Here is a 22,785-nt window from a genome sequence, read left to right on the forward strand (position 1 = left end):
GGCCCTATGACCCTGTCTTTTACTGCCCGTTGGCGCGATGAACTGCCAGCAACGTATACCGCGCTTTTACCCACACCGTTAAAAAATGCGCGACTGATTTGGTATAACGACGAACTGGCGCAGCAGTTAGCCATTCCCGCGTCGTTATTTGACGCTACCAATGGCGCTGGCGTTTGGGGCGGCGAAACCTTATTACCAGGTATGTCGCCTGTCGCGCAGGTATATAGCGGGCATCAGTTCGGCGTTTGGGCGGGACAACTCGGCGACGGACGCGGTATTTTGCTGGGCGAACAGCTCCTGGCGGATGGCTCGACGCTCGACTGGCATCTGAAAGGCGCCGGATTAACACCCTATTCGCGAATGGGGGATGGACGCGCCGTCCTGCGTTCAACCATACGAGAAAGTCTTGCCAGCGAAGCCATGCATTATCTGGGTATTCCCACTACGCGCGCGTTATCTATCGTAACCAGCGATACGCCGGTTCAGCGAGAGACGCAGGAAACGGGCGCGATGTTAATGCGTCTGGCGCAAAGTCATATGCGTTTTGGTCATTTCGAACATTTCTACTACCGCCGTGAGCCGGAAAAAGTTCAGCAACTGGCTGATTTCGCTATTCGTCATTACTGGCCGCAATGGCAGGATGTAGCGGAAAAATATGCTTTGTGGTTTGAAGAGGTGGCGGCGCGTACCGGAAGACTCATCGCCGAGTGGCAAACTGTCGGTTTTGCGCACGGCGTTATGAATACGGATAACATGTCGATTCTGGGGCTGACCATCGACTATGGTCCCTTTGGTTTTCTCGACGACTACGATCCCGGCTTCATTGGTAACCATTCCGATCATCAGGGACGTTACCGCTTCGATAATCAACCATCGGTGGCGCTGTGGAATTTACAACGTCTGGCGCAGACGTTAACCCCTTTTATTGAGATCGACGCGTTAAACAGAGCGCTGGATCGTTACCAGGACGCGTTGTTAACGCACTATGGGCAGCGAATGCGCCAGAAGCTGGGCTTCTTTACCGAGCAAAAAGACGATAACGTTTTACTGAATGAATTGTTTAGTCTGATGGCGCGCGAAGGGAGTGACTATACCCGTACATTTCGGATGTTAAGCCATACGGAGCAACAGAGCGCTTCCTCGCCGTTGCGGGATACGTTTATCGATCGCGCGGCGTTCGATGCCTGGTTCGACCGCTACCGGGCGCGATTGCGCACAGAGGCGGTGGATGACGCGCTGCGCCAACAGCAGATGCAACGCGTGAATCCTGCGATTGTGTTGCGCAACTGGCTGGCGCAACGCGCGATAGATGCGGCTGAACAAGGAGACATGGCGGAACTGCATCGGTTGCATGAAGTTTTACGTCAACCTTTTACCGATCGAGATGATGACTATGCCAGCCGACCGCCGGAGTGGGGAAAGCGGCTGGAGGTCAGTTGTTCAAGTTAGCCTGATGCCAGCAGCATCGTCTGCTGGCGGGAGCGCTATTTGGTTAACAGTTGCTTACCGGCCTGAGTTTTGCGCAACAGATACTCCTGACCGTTGTGATCGATAATGACTTTGCCGTCCGGACCTAATAGCGCCTGACTGTTGACGCGCCGTTCAGCGGCAGGGAGAAGCGTTTCATTGTCTATTTCCTTAGGGTGAGGCAGCTCGGTGTTATCCATACGCGACATGTTATTTATTAATAATCAAACTCACAATGATTATTATTATCAATAATTAATGCGATAACAGCAAGTGCTAATTCTGTGGAGTGATATACGCGTGCGTAGAGAAAAGGGTGGGTAACGCATCGAAGAAACGCCCATCCCGGCAGGATGGGCGAGCTATTAAAAGCGGCTGTCTACCGCCGCGGCAAGTTTTTCCAACAGAACTTCCGTATCTTCCCAGTTCAGGCAGGGATCGGTAATGGATTGACCATAGATTAACGGTTGACCGCTGATAATTTTTTGCGTGCCTTCCCGCAAAAAACTCTCTGCCATAATCCCGGCAATTGCCGTGGAGCCATTACGAATCTGCTGGCAAATATCATCACATACGTCCAACTGGCGGCGATGCTGTTTTTGACAGTTGCCGTGGCTGAAGTCGACGACCAGATGTTCCGGCAGATCAAATTCATGCAACGTGTCGCAGGCGGCGGCAATATCTTCAGCGTGGTAGTTCGGTTTTTTACCGCCGCGCATGATGATGTGCCCATACGGGTTGCCACTCGTTTGGTAGATAGTCATCTGTCCGTCTTTATCCGGCGAGAGAAACATATGACTGGCGCGGGAGGCGCGAATAGCATCAACGGCAATGCGGGTATTGCCATCCGTACCATTTTTAAAGCCGACCGGACAAGAGAGCGCAGAAGCCATTTCCCGATGGATTTGGCTTTCGGTGGTACGCGCGCCAATCGCTCCCCAACTGATCAGATCGGCAATAAACTGGCCGGTGACCATATCAAGAAATTCTGTGGCGGTCGGTACTCCCAGTTCGTTCACCTGCAATAGCAAGCGACGCGCCAGTTCAAGCCCATGATTGACGCGGTAACTGCCATTCAAGTCGGGATCGGAAATCAGGCCTTTCCATCCCACGACGGTGCGCGGTTTTTCAAAATAGGTGCGCATGACGATTTCCAGACGCGCCTGATGCTTTTGGCGTTGTGCCTGGAGCTGCGTCGCGTATTCCATGGCAGCATTCAGATCGTGAATCGAACAGGGGCCAATGACGACCAGTAGCCGTGGATCTTCACCATTTAAAATCTTTTCTATCCGGCGTCGGGAGTCGGTAACGTGACTGGCGACGGAGGACGATACAGGATACCGCTGCGCGAGTTCGGTTGGTGTTACCAGGCTGTCGATACGCGCAGTACGGAGTTCGTCGGTTCTGTTCATTACAAGTCTCAGAAATTTGTTGCTTCAACGGCAGGACTACCGGGAAGTGATGGGCATCACGATAAACCAATCCCTGCTGATTTCAAGTGCGAGGCGTGTCACACCTCGCAGGCAGAACGGCATGATAACAAAAACCAATCCATTAAACTAGTTTGCTAGTACATTCTGCGGTTAAGCCCCATAATATCGAGAATCTTGGTGGCTATCTCTTCAACGGAATAATTGGTGCTGTTCAGGCAGGGGATCTGATTCTTACGATACAGCGCTTCGACCTCCGCCACTTCCATGCGGCACTGACGCAACGAGGCATAGCGACTGTTTTCACGGCGTTCTTCGCGAATTGCCGCCAGGCGTTCAGGGTCAATTGTCAGGCCGAACAGTTTATGTTGTAGCGGTTTTAACGATGTGGGCAGCGTCAAATTATCCATATCATCGGCGATGAAAGGGTAGTTAGCCGCACGAATACCGAATTGCATTGCCAGATAGAGACTGGTGGGCGTTTTTCCACAGCGCGAAACGCCAAGTAAAATGACCTGGGCCTGATCGAGGTTGCGCAATGAAATGCCATCATCATGCGCCAGGGTATAATCGATAGCGGCAATACGGGCGTCATACTTGTTCAGGTTACCCGGATTAAGCCCATGAGTACGATGAGCGATCGGCGTCGGATCCAGTTTCATCTCCTGCTGAAGCGGCGCCACCAGCGCCTGGACGATATCCTGGCAGAAGCCTTCGCTCTGCAAGATGATGGCGCGAATTTCAGGTAAAACAATCGAGTAAAACACCAGCGGGCGAACGCCGGTTTGCTGATAAATGGCGTCAATTTGGTCTTTGACGGCGCGGGCGCGACTTTCGTTTTCCACGAATGGCAGCGTAATGCTGCTGATCGTCACCGGAAACTGCGACATAACCGCGTGACCCAGGACCTCGGCGGTGATGGCGGTACCATCAGAAATATAGAAAACATGGCGATCAACAACATTATCCATTCTGTTCATCCTGAAGAGTAAACATAATTATCTGAAAGCATAAATTAAAAGTAACGGGAAACGTATAACCTGTCGCTTATTTTATAAAATGACAGGTACTTTTTATAATTAATGAAAAGTGTGTTTCATTTTCTGGAAACGCAGTTTATACCGGGGGTGATTAAGGGAATGCCGTGCTATGCGCGGGTTTGCGCAACTACGTAAACAATCTGAAAAAATAAATTTGCTTGAACGATTCACCGTTTTTTTCGCGGGTTTAAGTATGCCAGGATAAATACGCAACTATGTGTTTCTTAAACTCGTTCATTTATCACAAAAGGATTGTTCGATGTCCAACAATGGCTCGTCACCGCTGGTGCTTTGGTATAACCAACTCGGCATGAATGATGTAGACAGAGTTGGGGGCAAAAATGCCTCCCTGGGTGAAATGATTACTAACCTTTCCGGCATGGGCGTATCCGTTCCGAATGGTTTTGCAACCACTGCCGATGCGTTTAACCAGTTTTTGGATCAAAGCGGCGTAAACCAGCGCATTTATGAGCTGCTGGATAAGACGGATATTGATGATGTTTCCCAGCTGGCGAAAGCGGGCGCGCAGATCCGCCAGTGGATTATCGACACTCCTTTCCAGCCGGCGCTGGAAAACGCCATCCGCGATGCCTATGCGCAGCTTTCGTCGGATGATGAAAATGCCTCTTTTGCCGTGCGTTCCTCCGCCACGGCGGAAGACATGCCAGATGCTTCGTTTGCGGGTCAACAGGAAACGTTTCTTAACGTTCAGGGCTTCGATGCGGTACTGGTGGCAGTGAAACACGTATTTGCTTCTCTGTTTAACGATCGCGCCATCTCTTATCGCGTTCACCAGGGATATGATCATCGCGGCGTAGCGCTTTCCGCTGGCGTGCAGCGGATGGTTCGCTCCGATCTCGCCTCGTCAGGGGTGATGTTCTCTATCGATACCGAATCCGGTTTTGACCAGGTGGTCTTTATCACCTCGGCATGGGGACTGGGCGAAATGGTGGTGCAGGGGGCGGTTAACCCGGATGAATTTTATGTCCATAAGCCAACCCTGGCGGCAGGCCGCCCGGCCATCGTACGCCGCACCATGGGGTCGAAAAAAATCCGCATGGTTTACGCCGCCACCCAGGAGCACGGCAAGCAAGTGAAGATTGAAGATGTGCCGCAGGAACAGCGCGACATTTTCTCGCTCACCAACGAAGAAGTGCAGGAACTGGCGAAACAAGCGGTGCAGATTGAGCAGCACTATGGTCGTCCGATGGATATCGAATGGGCGAAAGACGGTCATACCGGTAAGCTCTTTATTGTGCAGGCACGTCCGGAAACCGTGCGCTCCCGTGGCCAGGTGATGGAGCGTTATACGCTACATGCGCAGGGGAAAATCATTGCCGAAGGTCGCGCCATTGGGCATCGTATCGGCGCAGGTACGGTAAAAGTTATTCACGATATCGGCGAAATGAACCGTATTGAGCCTGGCGATGTGCTTGTCACCGATATGACCGACCCGGACTGGGAACCGATCATGAAAAAAGCGGCGGCGATTGTCACTAACCGTGGCGGGCGCACCTGTCACGCGGCGATTATCGCCCGCGAATTGGGCATTCCGGCGGTAGTCGGCTGCGGCGACGCCACCGAACGCATGAAAGATGGCGAAAAAGTAACCGTCTCCTGCGCAGAAGGTGATACCGGTTATGTGTATGCCGACATGCTGGATTTCAGCGTAAAAAGCTCCAGCGTAGACACCATGCCAGAGCTACCGCTGAAGGTCATGATGAATGTCGGCAACCCGGACAGGGCATTTGACTTTGCCTGCCTGCCGAATGAAGGCGTAGGTCTGGCGCGACTGGAATTCATCATTAACCGTATGATTGGCGTTCACCCACGCGCGCTGCTGGAGTTTGCCGACCAGGATGCCGCGCTGCAAAACGACATTCGTGAGATGATGAAAGGGTTTGACTCGCCGCGTGAATTTTACGTTGGTCGACTGACGGAAGGGATCGCGACGTTAGGCGCCGCCTTCTACCCGAAACGCGTCATCGTTCGCCTGTCTGACTTTAAGTCCAACGAATACGCCAACCTGGTCGGCGGCGAACGCTATGAGCCGCATGAAGAAAACCCGATGCTGGGCTTCCGCGGCGCGGGTCGTTACGTCGCAGAAAGTTTCCGCGATTGTTTTGCGCTGGAATGCGAAGCGGTGAAACGCGTGCGCAACGCTATGGGCCTTACCAACGTCGAAATCATGATCCCGTTCGTGCGGACGGTCGACCAGGCGAAAGCGGTCATCGAAGAGCTGGCGCGCCAGGGGCTTAAACGCGGCGAGAACGGGCTGAAGATCATCATGATGTGCGAGATCCCGTCCAATGCCTTGCTGGCTGAACAGTTCCTCGAGTATTTTGATGGCTTCTCGATTGGTTCTAACGACATGACGCAGCTGGCGCTGGGGCTGGATCGCGATTCCGGCGTGGTGTCTGAACTGTTTGACGAGCGTAACGACGCGGTGAAAGCGCTGCTATCTATGGCGATCCGCGCGGCGAAAAAACAGGGCAAATATGTTGGAATTTGCGGTCAGGGTCCGTCCGACCATGAAGACTTTGCCGCCTGGCTGATGGAAGAGGGGATCGACAGCCTGTCGCTGAACCCGGACACCGTGGTACAGACCTGGCTGAGTCTGGCGGAACTGAAGAAGTAAACCGCGACCAGATAACGCTATGCTTATCCGGCCTGCACAAGAAACATGTTGTGTAGGCCGGATAGGGCGTAAGTTGCCCGACGCCTGCATAATGCCGGTTCAGGCGTTGTGCAGAATCATTAATACACTGCGTAGATCATTTACGGCGATTTGCCCCGGCGCTGAAGCCTGCTTCACCGCGCCAAACGTGGCGGCAGAGCCAAACACTTCCCCTGCCAGACGTGAAATGACACCCTCTTTCGCCATTGACATAGTAATTACCGGACGGTCGGCGTAATGTTGCTGCATCTCCAGCGTGGCAGTGAGTAACGTTAATACATCATGTTTGCTTTGCGGCATAACGGCAATCTTGGGTATATCCGCGCCGAGCGCTTGCATTTTACGTAGCCGCAGAACCATTTCCTCTGCGGACGGCGTCTGGTGAAAATCGTGGTTAGACATCACGACATAAACATTATGCGCATGGGCATAATCGACAGTGGCTTTAACGTCAGCATCACCGGTAAATAGCTCAAGATCGATCATATCGACCAGGCCGCTGTCGATTGCGGCACGATTAAGCGAGAGATAATGCTGAGTGGTTATTGTCTGCTCGCCGCCTTCTTTGGCGCTGCGGAAAGTAAACAGTAACGGAATGTCAGGCATCGCATCGCGGATAACACGCGCAGCGGTAAGAACGGATTGAGTCGATGCGATATCCATAAAGTGATCCACGCGCCACTCCAGAATATCGAATGTAGCTTCGCGGTAGGCCAGCGCCTCCGCTTTCACGCTATTGATGTCTCTTCCCATCAACGACACGATAATTTTGGGCATCCCTTCGCCAATGATAAGATTTTTTACGGTGACGGTTTTCATGCGTGTCCTGTCAGTTTTTTTTCTTCTCGCCATTATGAACGGTGAGGCTGGCCGCTTGAAGTAAAAAAAAAGCCCATCGTAGGAGACGGGCAAAGACTACACACAGCAATTCGTTGTTTCACTCAGGGGATTTCCATGCTTATAAATCAATGTGTTGATTTATAACCGTGTGCTAATAGTAGGCATGAGCACTTTTTGCGTCGATCAGATTCGTCTCAATAGTTTAAAAACAGTAACGGATTTGCGACAGAAATGAGATGCGGCGGGGAACAGACGGGCGAATCAAAATGGGGTGTGCGTTGAATTGATAAACGTCGCTAAAGCATCGGGCGGCAATGCCGCCCGACGGGATTATGACTGCTTGTTGGCTTCCTCGATGTCATCCAGCTCTTCAAGGAGCTCCTCTGGTTCATTCGTCGGCGCCGGAACTTCATGTACCCATGCGGAGAACAAACGCCAGGTCACGGCCAGAAGCACCGGTCCAATAAACAGACCAATCATACCGAATGCAATCAGGCCGCCGATTACCCCGGAAAGGATCAGAAGCAGCGGTAAATCGGCGCCCATGCGGATGAGTACCGGGCGAATCACGTTATCCAGAGTGCCGACGACGGCGCTCCAAACCAGCAGCACGGTGCCCCAGGTGGTGTCGCCTGTCCAGTAAAGCCAGATAATGGCTGGAATCAATACCGGCAATGGCCCCAACTGAACCAGACACGAAAGGATCATCACTACCGTCAACAGGGTAGCGTAAGGCACGCCGGAAATCGCCAGCCCGACGCCGCCAAGTACCGCCTGTACCAGCGCGGTGACCACCACGCCAAGCGCCACGGCGCGGATCGCCTGGGCAGCCAGCAGAACCGCCGCATCGCCGCGTTTAGCCGCGAGACGACAGGCAAAATGGCGTATACCCATCGCCACTTGTTCGCCGCGCCAGTAAAGCAGGGCGCTAAACAACAGCATCAGGGCGCAGTGCATCATAAAGCGTCCGATATGCGCCGCCTGACCGACAAACCAGGTCGTGGTTGTGCCGATATAAGGCCGCACTTTCGCCATAATAGCGCTACCGCCCATATCCAGCAGGCTATGCCATCCGGCATACAGTTTGGCGCCAACCAACGGAATATTATTTAACCATGCCAGATCGGGTAGCGTCATATCGCCGCCAGTCACTGCATGGATGAGCGGACCGCTACCATCGACAATGCTGTTCACCAGCAAGGCGACGGGAATAACGAAGAGCAGCACTAACAGCAGCGTCATGACCAATACGGCAAGCGAGCGGCGGCCCCACAATATTTTTTGTAATTTCAGCAAAACGGGCCAGGTCGCGATAACAATCGTACCTGCCCATGCAAACCCCAAAATAAAAGGCTGTACTATCCACAAACAGGCCACAATCATGATGGCTAAAAACAGCACCGATAGCAGCACTTGCGCAATATCCCTGGGCTGACGAACATTTACCATAAATACTTTTCACCTTTGTCTTTGCGCCAGAACGTTGGCGCGACGTGAACATGCAAACCACACCCTATAATGATGAGCAATTTCAGCGGTTTTTAACAGGCCGATTCTGCATGTAATTCTGTTGGGCGCACAGGAAAAAAATGTGATACAACAAATAACGCAACACGCAAACGATTAAGCATCCCTTCCTGTGCGTAGACCGCTCGCGCTCGCCGGGTTGGGCGCCACCGTTCACAACATAGACCGCAGGAAAAGGTCAATATAATGATTCCACAAATTTCTCAGGCACCCGGCGTCGTTCAGCTGGTGCTCAATTTTTTGCAGGCGCTGGAGCAGCAAGGGTTTACGGGCGATACGGCAACCAGTTATGCCGACCGTCTGACAATGTCGACCGATAACAGTATCTACCAGCTTCTTCCCGATGCTGTTGTGTTTCCCCGTTCTACGGCGGATGTCGCGCTTCTTGCCCGTCTGGCGGCGGAGCCGCGCTTTACGTCGCTGATATTTACCCCTCGAGGCGGCGGTACTGGCAAGAATGGCCAGGCGCTAAACCAGGGCATTATTGTTGATATGTCCCGCTATATGAACCGCATTATTGAAATTAATCCTGAAGAGGGATGGGTGCGGGTAGAGGCGGGGGTGATAAAAGATCAGCTTAATCAGGCATTAAAGCCGTATGGCTATTTTTTTGCGCCGGAACTTTCCACCAGTAATCGCGCCACGCTTGGCGGTATGATTAATACCGATGCCTCTGGTCAGGGTTCGCTGGTCTATGGAAAAACGTCAGATCACGTCTTAGGCATACGGGCCGTATTGTTGGGGGGCGATATCCTTGACACGCAATCGATGCCCGTAGAGCTTGCCCGGACGTTGGGTGAAAACACGACGATGCCAGGCCGCATCTATCAGACCGTCTATCAGTCCTGCCTGGAAAACCGTCAACTTATCCTCGATAGCTTTCCAAAGCTCAATCGCTTCCTGACAGGCTACGATTTACGCCACGTCTTTAACGATGACATGACCCGTTTCGATCTTACCCGCATCTTAACGGGGTCGGAAGGGACGCTGGCGTTTATTACTGAAGCCCGGCTGGATATTACCCCGATACCCAAAGTTCGCCGTCTGGTGAATGTAAAATACGACTCCTTTGATTCCGCGCTGCGTAACGCCCCTTTTATGGTTGATGCGCGCGCCTTATCCGTCGAGACGGTCGATTCCAAAGTCCTTAACCTCGCGCGGGAAGATATTGTCTGGCACTCCGTTAGCGAATTGATTACCGATGTGCCGGATAAAGAAATGCTTGGCCTGAATATCGTGGAATTCGCGGGTGACGATGAAGCGCTTATTGACGGACAGGTCGAGGCGCTGTGCCACCGGCTGGATGGTCTGATGGCGCGAGCGGAAGCGGGCGTGATCGGCTGGCAACTTTGTACCGATTTGACGGGTATTGAGCGTATTTACGCGATGCGTAAAAAAGCGGTAGGGCTGCTGGGTAATGCGAAAGGTGCTGCCAAACCGATTCCTTTTGCGGAAGATACCTGCGTGCCGCCTGAACATCTGGCCGATTACATCGCCGAATTTCGCGCCCTGCTGGATGGTCATGGCTTAAGTTACGGCATGTTCGGCCACGTGGATGCCGGGGTGCTACATGTGCGTCCGGCGCTGGATATGTGCGATCCGCAGCAGGAACTGTTGATGAAACAGATCTCCGATGAGGTCGTCGCGCTGACCGCCAGATACGGCGGGCTGTTGTGGGGCGAGCATGGAAAAGGTTTTCGTGCGGAATACAGCCCGGCCTTTTTCGGCGAAGTCCTGTATGGCGAGCTGCGCAAAATAAAAGCGGCTTTTGATCCGCATAATCGACTTAACCCGGGTAAAATCTGTCCGCCGCAGGGGATAGAGGCGCCGATGATGAAGGTGGATGCGGTAAAACGCGGCTCCTGGGATCGGCAAATCCCGCTGGCGGTGCGGCAGACCTGGCGCGGCGCTATGGAGTGTAATGGTAACGGCCTGTGCTTTAATTTCGATGCGAAAAGCCCAATGTGCCCGCCGATGAAAATTAGCCTTAACCGGATCCACTCGCCGAAAGGGCGGGCGACGCTGGTGCGGGAATGGCTCCGTCTATTGGCCGATCGCGGCGTCGATCCGTTGAAGCTGGAAAAGGAGTTGCCAGAAAAACGCGCCAGCTTACGCACGCTGATTGCCCGCACCCGGAATAGTTGGCACAAACGCAAAGGCGAGTATGACTTTTCCCATGAAGTTAAAGAGGCCATGTCCGGCTGTCTGGCGTGTAAAGCCTGTACGACCCAGTGTCCGATTAAAATCGATGTTCCGGAGTTTCGTTCACGTTTCTTACAGCTTTACCATACGCGTTATCTGCGTCCGGTACGCGATCATCTGGTGGCGACGGTCGAGACCTACGCGCCGCTGATGGCGCGTGCGCCAAAGACCTTTAACTTTTTTATTAACCAACCGGTGGTTCGTAATCTGGCGAAAAAACATATCGGTATGGTGGATTTACCTCTGCTTTCTGCCCCTTCATTGCAACAGCAACTGGTGGGCCATCCGTCCGCTAATATGACGCTTGAGCAACTGGAGCGCATGAGCGCCGAGCAAAAAGCGAAAACGGTACTGGTAGTTCAGGATCCGTTTACCAGCTACTACGACGCCCGGATCGTGGCGGACTTTATCCGCCTGGCGGAAAAACTGGGCAGGAGGCCGGTATTGTTACCGTTCTCGCCGAATGGTAAGGCGCAGCATATTAAAGGTTTTCTTAATCGCTTTGCGAAAACGGCGAAAAAAACCTCTGAGTTCCTTAATCGGATCGCTGCGTTGGGGATGCCGATGGTGGGCGTCGATCCGGCGCTGGTTCTGTGTTATCGCGACGAATACAAACTGGCGCTGGGCGAACAGCGCGGCGATTTTCATGTGTTGCTGGTGAATGAATGGCTGGCGCAGGAAATAAATGCAAGACTGTCCGTCGAGGTGAGCGGCGAACCGTGGTACTTTTTTGGTCATTGTACGGAAGTCACGGCTTTACCCGGCGCGCCTGCGCAGTGGGCCGCCATCTTTGCCCATTTTGGCGCGAAGCTGGAAAATGTCAGCGTAGGCTGCTGCGGTATGGCGGGCACTTATGGACATGAACTAACCAATCATAAAAATTCGCTGGGAATTTATGAGCTATCCTGGCATCAGGCGATGCAACGTTTACCGCGAAACCGTTGCCTGGCAACCGGCTATTCCTGCCGAAGCCAGGTTAAACGCATTGAAGGTACGGGCGTGCGTCACCCGTTGCAGGCATTACTGGAGATTATAGGTTGATCTGGAAACGTGAAGTGACCCTCGATGCGCTTAATGCGATGGGGGAAGGGAATATGGTTGGCCTGCTTGATATCCGCTTTGAGCGTATTGGGGACGATACGCTGGAAGCGACAATGCCCGTCGATCATCGCACCAAACAGCCGTTCGGCTTGCTGCATGGCGGAGCGTCTGTGGTGCTGGCGGAAAGTATCGGCTCGGTCGCAGGCTATCTGTGTACGCAGGGGGAGCAAAAGGTGGTGGGGCTGGAGGTGAATGCCAACCATGTACGGTCGGCGCGTCAGGGGCGCGTACGAGGCGTCTGTAAAGCGTTGCATACCGGGGCTCGCCATCAGGTCTGGCAGATAGAGATCTTTGATGAACAGGGACGTCTGTGCTGTTCTTCGCGTCTTACTACGGCGATTGTGTGACGTTGTCACCATAAAAGTGTGATGCATATTGCTTTTGGTCAAAATGTGCGCAGAAAAAGGTGATATACTGTGCACGTTTACACATAAGCGAGGATGATATGTCTACTGATTTAGACCCAACCCAACTGGCGATTGAATTTTTACGCCGTGATAAAACCGAACTTTCTCCCGCGCAGTATTTGAAGCGTTTAAAACAGCTGGAGTTAGAGTTTGCCGATCTCCTCACCCTCTCTGCAACCGAACTGAAAGAAGAGATCTATTTCGCCTGGCGGTTGGGAGTGCATTAATAAAGTCTGTGTAGGCCGGATAAGGCGTTAGCCGTCATCCGGCTATGTTACCAGGCAATCTCACCAGACCCTGTTCCCCGGTAATAGATAATCCTCTTGATTTTGTTTAAAAAAAATACAGATCGCCATTTGTGCTAAAAAGATGCGCTCTCTTTATGAGATTATTCTTATGCCCCTTCAAGAGCTAAGCCATTAAGAGTGCCGGAGATAAGCGCCGGATGGGGCCGGAACCCTTAAGCCTGTATTGAACAGACTTAAGGGTTTTTCTTTTCCGGGCGCGTAAAAAACTAAGGTCTGTCAATAACCGCTGGCATGTCGTCAGCCGTATGATTATTCAAAATACGGTTAGCCAGCACACCTGACATCATCGATCCGTTAACGTTCAGAGCCGTGCGGGCCATATCAACGATAGGTTCGATGGCAATAAAAATACCGACCAGCGCAACGGGAAAATTCAACGTCGACAGGACAATCAGCGCCGCGAACGTACCACCGCCGCCGACGCCGGCTACGCCAATAGACCCTAGCGCAATGGCAGGTAACATCGCGGCCAGAAAATGCAGCGAGAGCGGATCAATGCCGATGGTGGGCGCAATCATCGCTACCATAATAGCCGGATAAATCCCGGCGCAGCCATTTTGCCCCATACTGGAGCCAAACGAGGCGGAAATATTGGCAATGGTGCTTTGTACGCCAAATTTTTCCTGGGCGGAAATGGCCAGCGGAATAGAGGCTGCGCTGCTGCGGGAGACAAACGCAAAGGTTAAGACGGGCCAGACCATTCTGAAATAACGCGCTGGATTATTACCGCTGAGGATCAGCAAGGTGGCGTGCACGATAAACATCATGAAAATCGCGATGTAACAGGCGCCGATAAAACCAAGTAAGCTGGCGAATTGTTCAAGGCGGTATGATGAAAATACGGTAGTCATTAATGCCATGACGCCATAGGGCGTTAATGCAATAACGATACGTACCATCTTCATGACCCAGATCTGGATAGCGTTAATGCCTGCGCTTAATTTCTGACCTTCTTCCGGCGCCTCTTTTTTGACCTTTAACAGAGCGATCCCCGCTATTAGCGTGAAGATAACGATGCCGATAACGGAAACACTTCTGGCTCCCGTAAGATCAAGAAAAATATTTGTCGGGATCAGCGATGTCACTAACTGGGGAATCGACACCGCGGCAGTCTTATTGACTTCTTCTGTAGTTAACATTGACGGCATGTGCACAAAAGCGCTGGCGTCAAGCCCCAGTATATGAGCGGTCAGTAATCCGATAAAACCGGCAACCATCACCAAACATAACATGCATCCGACGATCGTCAGCGACATTTTTCCGATGCCGGCGCTATTTTCCAGTTTATTGATGGCGGAAAGAATAGAAATAAAAATTAGCGGTATAGCGACCAGTTTTAACAGATGGACGTAGCCATTGCCGACGATGCTGTACCATTCGATAATGGTGTTAGTGTGATTTGCTGAAATAAAATGCAGGGATAAACCAATAACAGCCCCTAAAAAGATAGCGATAAAAACGCTTTTCGACAGGGAATCGCTTTTTTGATTAATTCTCAAGATGACCCACGAGAAAACCAAAAAAAGTGCGATATACGCGAGCGTAACAACCATATTTTAAGCCTCTTGCCTCATTCAGCACCTGAAATGCCGGAAAGAGTTTACATAAACCTATAGCCCAACCTGAGTTATAGAACCGCAGCGGATTATAAAGAGCGCAACGCCAGGTATCCATACAAAAAATGGGGTTCTGACCTCGCCGCCTGGCAATGTCGACAGCCTATTAATTAAATAGTCATTTTCTATACATCTTTTCGTTTTTGACCTGCCAGAACGGTTAATATCGTATAAATCATTACTTATCAATAGGTTAATCGACTTTTTGTCTGTCGTATGACCTGGCGGACAGGGTCTATGTTTAATAAAAGGCGCTCAATATGACCATTTGTTGGAAAGCCCCTGCGGTTAATGGGTTGAAGTGATAATCATTATCACTAACATGCTGTTATATCCTGGTGATTTAGAACGCGAGGTAACTCTATGGAATTGCATTCAGGCACGTTTAACCCGGAGGACTTCCCCTGGCAAGGGCTGACGCTAACGCCAGCGGCGGCAGCGCACATACGTGAACTGGCAGCAAAGCAGCCGGGCATGTTGGGCGTGCGGTTAAGCGTAAAACAGACGGGATGTGCCGGATTTGGCTATGTTCTGGATACCGTTCGGGAGCCGGATAAAGACGATTTGGTTTTTGAAGCCGAAGGCGCAAAGCTTTTCGCACCGTTACAGGCGATGCCTTTTATTGACGGAACAGAAGTGGATTACGTACAGGAAGGGCTGAACCAGTTATTTAAATTTCATAACCCCAAAGCCCAGAATGAATGCGGCTGCGGCGAAAGTTTTGGGGTATAGGCGGTACTATGTCTCGTAATACTGAAGCAACGGAAGAGGTCGGCATCTGGACAGGCGGACGCCTTAATTACAAAGAAGGATTTTTCACGCAATTACCCACTGATGAACTGGCAAAAGGCATCAGCGAAGAGGTGGTGCGTGCGATTTCCGCAAAGCGTAACGAACCTGATTGGATGCTGGAATTTCGTCTCAATGCCTATAGAGCCTGGCTGGACATGGATGAACCGCACTGGCTGAAAGCGCATTACGATAAACTGAACTATCAGGACTACAGTTATTACTCTGCGCCATCATGCGGAAACTGCGACGATAGCTGCGTTTCCCAGCCGGGAGCCGTACAGCAAACGGGCGCGAATACCTTTTTGAGTAAAGAGGTTGAAGACGCCTTCGAGCAACTTGGCGTTCCGGTTCGCGAAGGGAAAGAGGTCGCCGTCGATGCGATTTTTGACTCGGTCTCCGTAGCGACCACATACCGTGAAAAACTGGCGGAACAGGGCATTATTTTCTGTTCTTTTGGCGAAGCGATACACGATCACCCTGAGCTGGTCAGGAAATATCTTGGCACCGTCGTGCCGGGGAACGATAACTTTTTTGCCGCGCTGAATGCGGCAGTCGCTTCCGATGGGACATTTATCTATGTTCCCAAAGGCGTGCGTTGCCCAATGGAGTTATCCACCTATTTTCGCATTAACGCTGAGAAAACCGGTCAGTTTGAGCGCACGATTCTGGTGGCGGATGAAGGCAGCTATGTGAGTTATATCGAAGGCTGCTCCGCGCCCGTACGCGACAGTTATCAGCTCCACGCCGCGGTCGTGGAAGTCATCATCCATAAAGATGCTGAAGTAAAATATTCCACCGTACAAAACTGGTTCCCGGGCGACAACAACACGGGCGGCATTCTGAACTTTGTGACCAAGCGGGCGTTATGCGAAGGGGAAAACAGCAAGATGTCGTGGACCCAGTCGGAAACCGGTTCGGCGATTACCTGGAAATACCCGAGCTGCATTCTGCGCGGTGATAATTCTATCGGCGAGTTCTATTCCGTTGCGCTGACCAGTGGACATCAGCAGGCTGACACCGGCACCAAAATGATCCATATCGGTAAAAACACGCGCTCAACCATTATCTCAAAAGGCATTTCCGCCGGCCACAGCCAGAACAGCTACCGTGGGCTGGTAAAAATTATGCCGACGGCAACCAACGCCCGAAATTTCACCCAATGCGACTCCATGTTGATTGGCGCGGACTGCGGCGCGCATACGTTCCCGTATGTTGAATGCCGCAATAACAGCGCGCAGCTGGAGCACGAGGCGACGACATCACGCATCGGTGAAGATCAGCTTTTCTATTGTTTGCAACGCGGCATCAGCGAAGAAGACGCTATTTCGATGATCGTCAACGGTTTCTGCAAAGACGTTTTCTCGGAACTGCCGCTGGAGTTTGCCGTTGAAGCGCAAAAACTGCTGGCGATTAGCCTGGAGCACAGCGTCGGTTAATGATGAAGGAAAACCCATGTTAAGCATTAAAGATTTACAGGTCAGTGTGGAAGAAAAAGCGATTTTGCGTGGCCTGAATCTGGAGATTCGCCCCGGCGAAGTTCACGCCATTATGGGGCCGAACGGTTCCGGGAAAAGCACGCTTTCCGCCACCCTGGCGGGACGTGAAGATTATGAGGTCACCGGCGGCTCGGTTACGTTCAAAGGTAAAGATCTGCTTGAACTGTCGCCGGAGGAACGGGCGGGCGAAGGGATTTTTATGGCCTTCCAGTACCCGGTAGAAATCCCCGGCGTCAGTAACCAGTTTTTCCTGCAAACCGCGCTGAATGCCGTGCGCGCCTACCGCGGGCAGGCGTCGTTGGATCGCTTTGATTTTCAGGATCTGATGGAAGAGAAGATCGCATTGCTGAAAATGCCGGAAGATTTGCTGACCCGTTCGGTAAACGTCGGTTTTTCCGGCGGGGAGAAAAAGCGCAATGATATTTTGCAAATGGCGGTGCTGGAGCCGGAACTGTGCATCCTTGATGAGTCGGACTCCGGACTGGATATCGATGCGTTGAAAATTGTGGCGGAAGGCGTCAACGCGTTACGCGACGATAAACGCGCTTTTATTATCGTGACCCACTATCAGCGCATACTGGACTACATCAAGCCCGATTACGTCCACGTCCTCTATCAGGGGCGAATTGTCCGATCCGGCGATTTTACTCTGGTCAAACAACTGGAGGAGCAGGGTTATGGCTGGCTTACCGAACAGCAGTAAAGCGCTACAGCAATGGCAGCATCTCTTTGAAGAAAAAGGAGAAAGTCGAACTGAGCAGGCAAGACAACATTTACAACAGATGTTACGTCTGGGATTGCCGACGCGTAAACATGAAGACTGGAAATACACGCCGCTGGAGGGCTTAACCCATAGCCAGTTTATCCAGCAGTGTGCGACTATCAGCGCCGCACAGCGTGATGCGCTGGCGCTGCAAATCGATGCCGTGCGGCTGGTGTTTGTCGATGGTCGGTTTATGCCAGAGCTCAGTGATAGCACGCAAAACAGCGGATTTGACGTTAGCGTCAGGGATGAGCGCCAGACGCTTGCCGCGCCGGTACATCCCGAGGTTTTTCTGCATCTGACGGAAAGCCTGGCGCAATGTGTCACGTATATACAGGTCCGGCGAAATCAGCGTCCGACCAGGCCCCTACTGTTAATGCATATCACGCAGGGCGTGGATGGCGACGAGCTGAATACCGCGCATTATCGCCACCATCTGGCGCTGGCGGAAGGCGCGGAAGCGACGGTTATTGAGCATTATGTCAGCCTTACAGCGGCAAAACATTTTACTGGCGCGCGTCTGACGATGAACGTTGCAGACAATGCGTAACTGCGCCATATCAAACTGGCGTTTGAAAATGCGTCCAGCTATCACTTTGCGCATAACGATCTTCTGCTGGCGACAGACGCCTCGGCGTTTAGCCACAGTTTTCTGCTGGGCGCCGCAGTACTACGTCACCACAGCAGCTCACAACTGAATGGTGAAAACGCGACGCTTCAACTGAATAGTCTGGCGATGCCGGTGAAAAATGAAGTCTGCGATACGCGGACATGGCTGGAACATAACAAAGGCTACTGTAACAGCCGCCAGTTGCACAAGACCATCGTCAGCGACAAAGGACGCGCGGTCTTTAATGGCCTGATTAACGTGGCGCAACACGCCATTAAAACCGACGGCCAGATGACCAATAATAACCTGTTGTTGGGGAAACTGGCTGAAGTCGATACCAAACCGCAATTAGAGATCTATGCCGATGACGTGAAGTGCAGCCACGGCGCGACGATCGGGCGTATTGACGATGAGCAGATGTTTTATCTGCAATCACGCGGCATCAGGCAGCAGGAGGCGCGGCACATGATTCTTTACGCGTTTGCCGCAGAGTTAACGGAAGCTATCCATGATAGCGCCCTTAAACAGCAGGTGCTGACGCGAATCGGCCAGCGACTGCCCGGAGGCCTGGTATGACATTTCCTGTAGAAAAAGTACGGGCGGATTTTCCCATACTGCAGCGTGAAGTTAACGGCCTGCCGCTGGCTTACCTGGACAGCGCAGCCAGCGCTCAAAAACCTAATCAGGTGATTGATGCTGAATCTGCCTTCTACCGTCACGGCTATGCTGCGGTACATCGAGGTATCCATACGTTAAGCGCGCAGGCGACCGAAAGCATGGAGAATGTGCGTAAGCAGGCGTCGCGGTTTATTAACGCCCGCTCCGCAGAAGAACTGGTGTTCGTGCGCGGTACGACGGAGGGCATTAACCTTGTCGCCAACAGTTGGGGAACGGAAAATATTCGCGCCGGGGATAACATTATTATCAGCGAGATGGAGCATCACGCCAACATCGTTCCCTGGCAGATGCTGTGCGAGCGCAAAGGCGCCGAACTGCGCGTGATCCCGTTGCATCCTGACGGTACGCTGCGGCTGGAGACCTTAGCTGCGCTGTTCGATGACCGGACCCGACTGCTGGCCATTACCCATGTTTCCAATGTGCTGGGGACGGAAAACCCACTGCCGGACATGATTGCGCTGGCGCGCCAGCATGGGGCGAAAGTGCTGGTGGATGGCGCCCAGGCCGTGATGCACCATGCTGTTGACGTCCAGGCGCTGGACTGCGATTTTTACGTTTTCTCCGGCCATAAACTTTACGGGCCGACCGGCATCGGCATTCTGTATGTTAAAGAGGCGTTGCTGCAAGAAATGCCGCCGTGGGAAGGGGCGGGTCGATGATCTCGACCGTCAGCCTGACGCAGGGAACGACGTGGGCGAAAGCGCCCTGGCGTTTTGAGGCGGGAACGCCGAATACTGGCGGCATCATTGGTCTGGGCGCGGCAATTGACTATGTGACGTCGCTGGGACTGGATAAGATTGGCGATTATGAGCAGATGCTGATGCGCTATGCGCTGGAGCAACTGGCGCAGGTGCCTGATATCACGCTGTATGGTCCGGCGCAGCGGTTGGGCGTCATCGCGTTTAATCTGGGTAAACACCATGCTTACGACGTCGGCAGCTTTCTTGATAATTACGGCATCGCGGTACGAACGGGGCACCACTGCGCGATGCCGCTCATGGCCTGGTATGGCGTGCCGGCAATGTGCCGGGCTTCGCTGGCGATGTATAACACCCATGAAGAAGTGGACCGACTGGTGGCAGGATTAACGCGTATCCACCGCTTATTGGGATAACAGTGAGGTTTTATGGCTGCGTTACCGGATAAAGAAAAATTGCTGCGTAACTTTACGCGTTGCGCTAATTGGGAAGAGAAATATTTATATATTATTGAGTTGGGGCAGCGCCTGGCGGAGTTAAATCCGCAGGATCGCAATCCGCAAAATACGATTCATGGCTGTCAGAGCCAGGTGTGGATCGTGATGCGGCGAAACGCCAACGGCATTATCGAATTGCAGGGCGACAGCGACGCGGCGATCGTTAAAGGCCTTATGGCGGTGGTATTTATTTTGTACCACCAGATGACGGCGCAGGATATTGTGCATTTTGATGTCCGGCCATGGTTCGAAAAAATGGCGCTTACGCAACACCTCACACCTTCTCGTTCTCAGGGGCTGGAAGCAATGATTCGCGCAATTCGCGCTAAGGCCGCCACTCTTAGCTAAACTGTACAGACAGCGTTCTACCTGATGTCAAATCCTTTGTCGGACGGCGACGTCGCTTTATCCAGAGTGGAGAGAGCGTATATTTTGTTGTTCTGATAAGCGAAGCGCTACCAGTCGTCGCAGAGGGCATCACCAGGAATACAGGAGGTTTGGTATGAAACGTGCGTCTTTCATTACGCTAACTATTATCGGCGCGTATAGCGCGTTACAGGCAGCCTGGACGGTTGATTATCCATTACCGCCAGAAGGCAGCCGTCTTATTGGTCAGAATCAAACCTATACCGTACAGGAAGGTGATAAAAACCTGCAGGCTATCGCCCGGCGTTTTGATACGGCGGCGATGCTCATTCTTGAAGCGAACAATACGATTGCGCCGGTGCCTAAGCCCGGTACGCTAATTACCATTCCCTCGCAGATGCTATTGCCGGATGCGCCCAGGGAAGGCGTTATCGTCAACCTCGCGGAGCTACGGTTGTATTATTACCCGCCGGGAGAAAACCGCGTTCAGGTGTATCCCATCGGCATCGGTTTGCAGGGACTGGAAACTCCCGTCATGGACACCCGGATAGGGCAAAAGATCCCCAACCCGATGTGGACGCCGACGGCGGGCATACGCCAACGTTCGCTTGAGCGGGGGATCACGCTGCCACCGGTGATCCCTGCCGGGCCAAATAACCCGCTGGGACGCTATGCGCTGCGTCTGGCGCACGGTAATGGGGAATATCTCATTCATGGCACCAGCGCGCCGGATAGCGTGGGTCTGCGCGTGAGTTCCGGTTGCATTCGCATGAACGCGCCGGACATCAAGGCGTTATTTGCGCAGGTCAGAACGGGGACGCCGGTAAAAGTGATTAACCAGCCGGTGAAATTCTCTGTCGAGCCGAATGGCATTCGTTATGTAGAGGTACACAGGCCGCTATCGCCGGAAGAAGAGCAAAACGTGCAGACGATGCCCTACGTGTTGCCTGCGGAATTTACCGCGTTCAGAAACGCGCAAGGGGTGGATAGTCGCCTGGTCGATAAGGCGCTATACCGGCGAGCCGGGTATCCTGTCAGCGTGAGCGCCGGGCAGACGCCAGCGGTAAATACAACCGCAGTCGAATCCGCTCAGAACGGTTTTGTCGGGGAAGAGGGGCAAACACGCGCGACGCAGTAGCCTTCGCAGCAAACGACGGACAAAAAATGGCGCACGATGTGCGCCATTTTATATCGTGCGTTAAATTATTTACAGATGCGTAACACTTTGTTGTCCAGACGCTGGTTAGCGCGAGCAGCGTCGTCTTTAGCAGCCTGAACGTCGGAACGCATTGCATTTACGTCATTACTCAGTTGATCAACTTTAGCGCTCAGCGTCTGTACATCGGAAGATAACTGATCGATTTTAGCGTTGCTGGAACAACCTGCCAGTAACGCGGAGCCCAGAACTACTGCACCTAAGATCAGTTTGTTAGTACGGTTCATAATAACCTTATATTATGTATGGTTATGTATGTAAAGAAATGGCGCACGATGTGCGCCATTTTATATCGTGCGTCAAATTATTTACGGACGCGGGATACTTTGTTGTCCAGACGCTGGTTAGCTCGAGCAGCATCGTCTTTAGCAGCCTGAATGTCGGAACGCATTGCATTTACGTCATTACTCAGTTGATCAACTTTAGCGCTTAGCGTCTGCACATCGGATGATAACTGATCGATTTTAGCGTTGCTGGAACAACCTGCCAGTAACGCGGAGCCCAGAACTACTGCACCTAAGATCAGTTTGTTAGTACGGTTCATAAGAATAACCTTGCATTTTGTGTGGTTATATGTGTAAAAAAATGGCGCACAATGTGCGCCATTTTTATTACGCAGGTACTATTACTTACGGTATTTAGTAGCCTGGTTGTCCAGACGCTGGTTAGCGCGAGCTGCGTCGTCTTTAGCAGCCTGAACGTCGGAACGCATTGCGTTCACGTCGTTGCTCAGCTGGTCAACTTTAGCGTTCAGAGTCTGAACGTCAGAAGACAGCTGATCGATTTTAGCGTTGCTGGAGCAACCAGCCAGCAGAGTAGAACCCAGGATTACCGCGCCCAGTACCAGTTTAGTACGATTCATTATTAATACCCTCTAGATTGAGTTAATCTCCATGTAGCGTTACAAGTATTACACAAACTTTTTTATGTTGAGAATATTTTTTTGATGGGAATGCACTTATTTTTGATCGTTCGCTCAAAGAAGCATCGAAATGCATGAAAGTCCCTAAAAAACCGAAAGAAAACAGGGGGCTTCCATCGGATTCTTCTTAGA

General features: G+C 52.2%; 19 protein-coding genes, 1 other RNA gene and 2 pseudogenes. 12 read left to right on the forward strand and 10 right to left on the reverse strand.

The window, feature by feature from the left end; genetic code table 11:
• Positions 1-6 precede the first annotated feature (6 nt).
• Positions 7-1,449, forward strand: a complete 1,443-nt coding sequence (gene selO / locus J4685_RS00670; protein WP_000175667.1) for a protein adenylyltransferase SelO — start codon at positions 7-9, stop codon at positions 1,447-1,449.
• 35 nt (positions 1,450-1,484) lie between these two features.
• Here the strand turns inward: selO and hemP are convergent, their stop codons facing one another.
• From hemP to ppsR, 3 genes are all read right to left on the reverse strand, one after another.
• Positions 1,485-1,676, reverse strand: coding sequence for a hemin uptake protein HemP (gene hemP, locus J4685_RS00675; protein WP_000089116.1), 192 nt, complete (start codon positions 1,674-1,676; stop codon positions 1,485-1,487).
• Positions 1,677-1,832: 156 nt separating this feature from the next.
• Complete coding sequence (gene aroH, locus J4685_RS00680) at positions 1,833-2,879, reverse strand: 3-deoxy-7-phosphoheptulonate synthase AroH (RefSeq protein WP_001082189.1); 1,047 nt, start codon at positions 2,877-2,879, stop codon at positions 1,833-1,835.
• Positions 2,880-3,034: 155 nt separating this feature from the next.
• Positions 3,035-3,868 carry a posphoenolpyruvate synthetase regulatory kinase/phosphorylase PpsR gene (ppsR, locus tag J4685_RS00685; RefSeq protein WP_000370992.1) on the reverse strand — a complete coding sequence of 278 codons (834 nt, stop codon included), beginning with the start codon at positions 3,866-3,868 and terminating at the stop codon, positions 3,035-3,037.
• Between the two features lie 328 nt (positions 3,869-4,196).
• Here ppsR and ppsA point away from each other — a divergent pair, with 328 nt between their 5' ends.
• The gene (gene ppsA / locus J4685_RS00690; RefSeq protein WP_000069330.1) at positions 4,197-6,575 is read left to right on the forward strand and encodes a phosphoenolpyruvate synthase; all 2,379 of its coding nucleotides are present in this window, start codon (positions 4,197-4,199) and stop codon (positions 6,573-6,575) included.
• A gap of 99 nt (positions 6,576-6,674) precedes the next feature.
• On the opposite strand, the gene aroD is transcribed toward ppsA, so the two are convergent.
• From aroD to ydiK, 3 genes are all read right to left on the reverse strand, one after another.
• A complete protein-coding gene (gene aroD, locus J4685_RS00695; protein ID WP_000860213.1) occupies positions 6,675-7,433 on the reverse strand; it encodes a type I 3-dehydroquinate dehydratase in 759 nt (252 codons plus the stop codon).
• 61 nt (positions 7,434-7,494) lie between these two features.
• An RNA gene (gene rprA / locus J4685_RS00700) (antisense sRNA RprA) lies at positions 7,495-7,602 on the reverse strand.
• 182 nt (positions 7,603-7,784) lie between these two features.
• Positions 7,785-8,903 (reverse strand): AI-2E family transporter YdiK, encoded by a 1,119-nt coding sequence (gene ydiK, locus J4685_RS00705; RefSeq protein WP_000248617.1) that lies wholly within the window; start codon positions 8,901-8,903, stop codon positions 7,785-7,787.
• A gap of 264 nt (positions 8,904-9,167) precedes the next feature.
• Between ydiK and J4685_RS00710 the strand changes: the two genes are divergently transcribed.
• The 3 genes from J4685_RS00710 to J4685_RS00720 all read left to right on the forward strand — a co-directional run bounded on the left by J4685_RS00710 (position 9,168) and on the right by J4685_RS00720 (position 12,918).
• On the forward strand, positions 9,168-12,224 hold the full coding sequence (locus J4685_RS00710) for an FAD-binding and (Fe-S)-binding domain-containing protein (RefSeq protein WP_000612897.1): 3,057 nt from the start codon (positions 9,168-9,170) through the stop codon (positions 12,222-12,224).
• The gene (gene menI, locus J4685_RS00715; RefSeq protein ID WP_000637930.1) at positions 12,221-12,631 is read left to right on the forward strand and encodes a 1,4-dihydroxy-2-naphthoyl-CoA hydrolase; all 411 of its coding nucleotides are present in this window, start codon (positions 12,221-12,223) and stop codon (positions 12,629-12,631) included. Before J4685_RS00710 ends, menI begins: the two co-directional genes overlap by 4 nt.
• A 98-nt stretch (positions 12,632-12,729) precedes the next feature.
• Positions 12,730-12,918 carry a YdiH family protein gene (locus tag J4685_RS00720; protein ID WP_001537749.1) on the forward strand — a complete coding sequence of 63 codons (189 nt, stop codon included), beginning with the start codon at positions 12,730-12,732 and terminating at the stop codon, positions 12,916-12,918.
• Positions 12,919-13,205: 287 nt separating this feature from the next.
• Here J4685_RS00720 and J4685_RS00725 read toward each other — a convergent pair whose 3' ends face one another.
• On the reverse strand, positions 13,206-14,552 hold the full coding sequence (locus J4685_RS00725; RefSeq protein WP_000261869.1) for an L-cystine transporter: 1,347 nt from the start codon (positions 14,550-14,552) through the stop codon (positions 13,206-13,208).
• A 426-nt stretch (positions 14,553-14,978) separates the two neighbouring features.
• On the opposite strand from J4685_RS00725, the gene sufA reads away from it, so the two are divergent.
• The 7 genes and pseudogenes from sufA (at position 14,979) to J4685_RS00760 (ending at position 21,653) form a co-directional block, all read left to right on the forward strand.
• The gene (gene sufA / locus J4685_RS00730) at positions 14,979-15,347 is read left to right on the forward strand and encodes a Fe-S cluster assembly scaffold SufA (RefSeq protein WP_000418973.1); all 369 of its coding nucleotides are present in this window, start codon (positions 14,979-14,981) and stop codon (positions 15,345-15,347) included.
• An 8-nt stretch (positions 15,348-15,355) separates the two neighbouring features.
• Positions 15,356-16,843, forward strand: a complete 1,488-nt coding sequence (gene sufB, locus J4685_RS00735) for a Fe-S cluster assembly protein SufB (protein ID WP_000089372.1) — start codon at positions 15,356-15,358, stop codon at positions 16,841-16,843.
• Between the two features lie 16 nt (positions 16,844-16,859).
• Positions 16,860-17,606, forward strand: coding sequence for a Fe-S cluster assembly ATPase SufC (gene sufC / locus J4685_RS00740; RefSeq protein WP_000948902.1), 747 nt, complete (start codon positions 16,860-16,862; stop codon positions 17,604-17,606).
• Positions 17,581-18,852, forward strand: a pseudogene (gene sufD, locus J4685_RS00745) (Fe-S cluster assembly protein SufD). Before sufC ends, sufD begins: the two are co-directional and overlap by 26 nt.
• Positions 18,849-20,068: pseudogene (gene sufS / locus J4685_RS00750) on the forward strand (cysteine desulfurase SufS). Before sufD ends, sufS begins: the two co-directional pseudogenes overlap by 4 nt.
• Positions 20,069-20,080: 12 nt before the next feature.
• Positions 20,081-20,497, forward strand: coding sequence for a cysteine desulfuration protein SufE (sufE, locus tag J4685_RS00755; protein ID WP_000729470.1), 417 nt, complete (start codon positions 20,081-20,083; stop codon positions 20,495-20,497).
• Between the two features lie 154 nt (positions 20,498-20,651).
• Entirely contained in the window at positions 20,652-21,653 is a 1,002-nt protein-coding gene (locus J4685_RS00760; protein WP_000817066.1) for a L,D-transpeptidase family protein, read from the forward strand.
• A 65-nt stretch (positions 21,654-21,718) separates the two neighbouring features.
• Here J4685_RS00760 and J4685_RS00765 read toward each other — a convergent pair whose 3' ends face one another.
• The 3 genes from J4685_RS00765 to lpp form a co-directional block, all read right to left on the reverse strand.
• Positions 21,719-21,958, reverse strand: coding sequence for a major outer membrane lipoprotein (locus tag J4685_RS00765; protein ID WP_001082323.1), 240 nt, complete (start codon positions 21,956-21,958; stop codon positions 21,719-21,721).
• A 77-nt stretch (positions 21,959-22,035) separates the two neighbouring features.
• Complete coding sequence (locus J4685_RS00770; RefSeq protein ID WP_001082322.1) at positions 22,036-22,275, reverse strand: major outer membrane lipoprotein; 240 nt, start codon at positions 22,273-22,275, stop codon at positions 22,036-22,038.
• 81 nt (positions 22,276-22,356) lie between these two features.
• Entirely contained in the window at positions 22,357-22,593 is a 237-nt protein-coding gene (gene lpp / locus J4685_RS00775) for a murein lipoprotein Lpp (RefSeq protein WP_001082307.1), read from the reverse strand.
• Positions 22,594-22,785 lie beyond the last annotated feature (192 nt).

This window comes from Salmonella sp. 32100201201700099SM, assembly GCF_017572645.1.
GTDB lineage: Bacteria > Pseudomonadota > Gammaproteobacteria > Enterobacterales > Enterobacteriaceae > Salmonella > Salmonella enterica.

Excerpts from the sequence above, each read along its gene's own strand:
- selO (WP_000175667.1), top strand. The coding sequence starts at position 7 with ATGACCCTGTCTTTTACTGCCCGTTGGCGCGATGAACTGCCAGCAACG.
- hemP (WP_000089116.1), bottom strand. The coding sequence starts at position 1,676 with ATGTCGCGTATGGATAACACCGAGCTGCCTCACCCTAAGGAAATAGAC.
- aroH (WP_001082189.1), bottom strand. The coding sequence starts at position 2,879 with ATGAACAGAACCGACGAACTCCGTACTGCGCGTATCGACAGCCTGGTA.
- ppsR (WP_000370992.1), bottom strand. The coding sequence starts at position 3,868 with ATGGATAATGTTGTTGATCGCCATGTTTTCTATATTTCTGATGGTACC.
- ppsA (WP_000069330.1), top strand. The coding sequence starts at position 4,197 with ATGTCCAACAATGGCTCGTCACCGCTGGTGCTTTGGTATAACCAACTC.
- aroD (WP_000860213.1), bottom strand. The coding sequence starts at position 7,433 with ATGAAAACCGTCACCGTAAAAAATCTTATCATTGGCGAAGGGATGCCC.
- ydiK (WP_000248617.1), bottom strand. The coding sequence starts at position 8,903 with ATGGTAAATGTTCGTCAGCCCAGGGATATTGCGCAAGTGCTGCTATCG.
- J4685_RS00710 (WP_000612897.1), top strand. The coding sequence starts at position 9,168 with ATGATTCCACAAATTTCTCAGGCACCCGGCGTCGTTCAGCTGGTGCTC.
- J4685_RS00720 (WP_001537749.1), top strand. The coding sequence starts at position 12,730 with ATGTCTACTGATTTAGACCCAACCCAACTGGCGATTGAATTTTTACGC.
- J4685_RS00725 (WP_000261869.1), bottom strand. The coding sequence starts at position 14,552 with ATGGTTGTTACGCTCGCGTATATCGCACTTTTTTTGGTTTTCTCGTGG.
- sufA (WP_000418973.1), top strand. The coding sequence starts at position 14,979 with ATGGAATTGCATTCAGGCACGTTTAACCCGGAGGACTTCCCCTGGCAA.
- sufB (WP_000089372.1), top strand. The coding sequence starts at position 15,356 with ATGTCTCGTAATACTGAAGCAACGGAAGAGGTCGGCATCTGGACAGGC.
- sufC (WP_000948902.1), top strand. The coding sequence starts at position 16,860 with ATGTTAAGCATTAAAGATTTACAGGTCAGTGTGGAAGAAAAAGCGATT.
- sufE (WP_000729470.1), top strand. The coding sequence starts at position 20,081 with ATGGCTGCGTTACCGGATAAAGAAAAATTGCTGCGTAACTTTACGCGT.
- J4685_RS00760 (WP_000817066.1), top strand. The coding sequence starts at position 20,652 with ATGAAACGTGCGTCTTTCATTACGCTAACTATTATCGGCGCGTATAGC.
- J4685_RS00765 (WP_001082323.1), bottom strand. The coding sequence starts at position 21,958 with ATGAACCGTACTAACAAACTGATCTTAGGTGCAGTAGTTCTGGGCTCC.
- J4685_RS00770 (WP_001082322.1), bottom strand. The coding sequence starts at position 22,275 with ATGAACCGTACTAACAAACTGATCTTAGGTGCAGTAGTTCTGGGCTCC.
- lpp (WP_001082307.1), bottom strand. The coding sequence starts at position 22,593 with ATGAATCGTACTAAACTGGTACTGGGCGCGGTAATCCTGGGTTCTACT.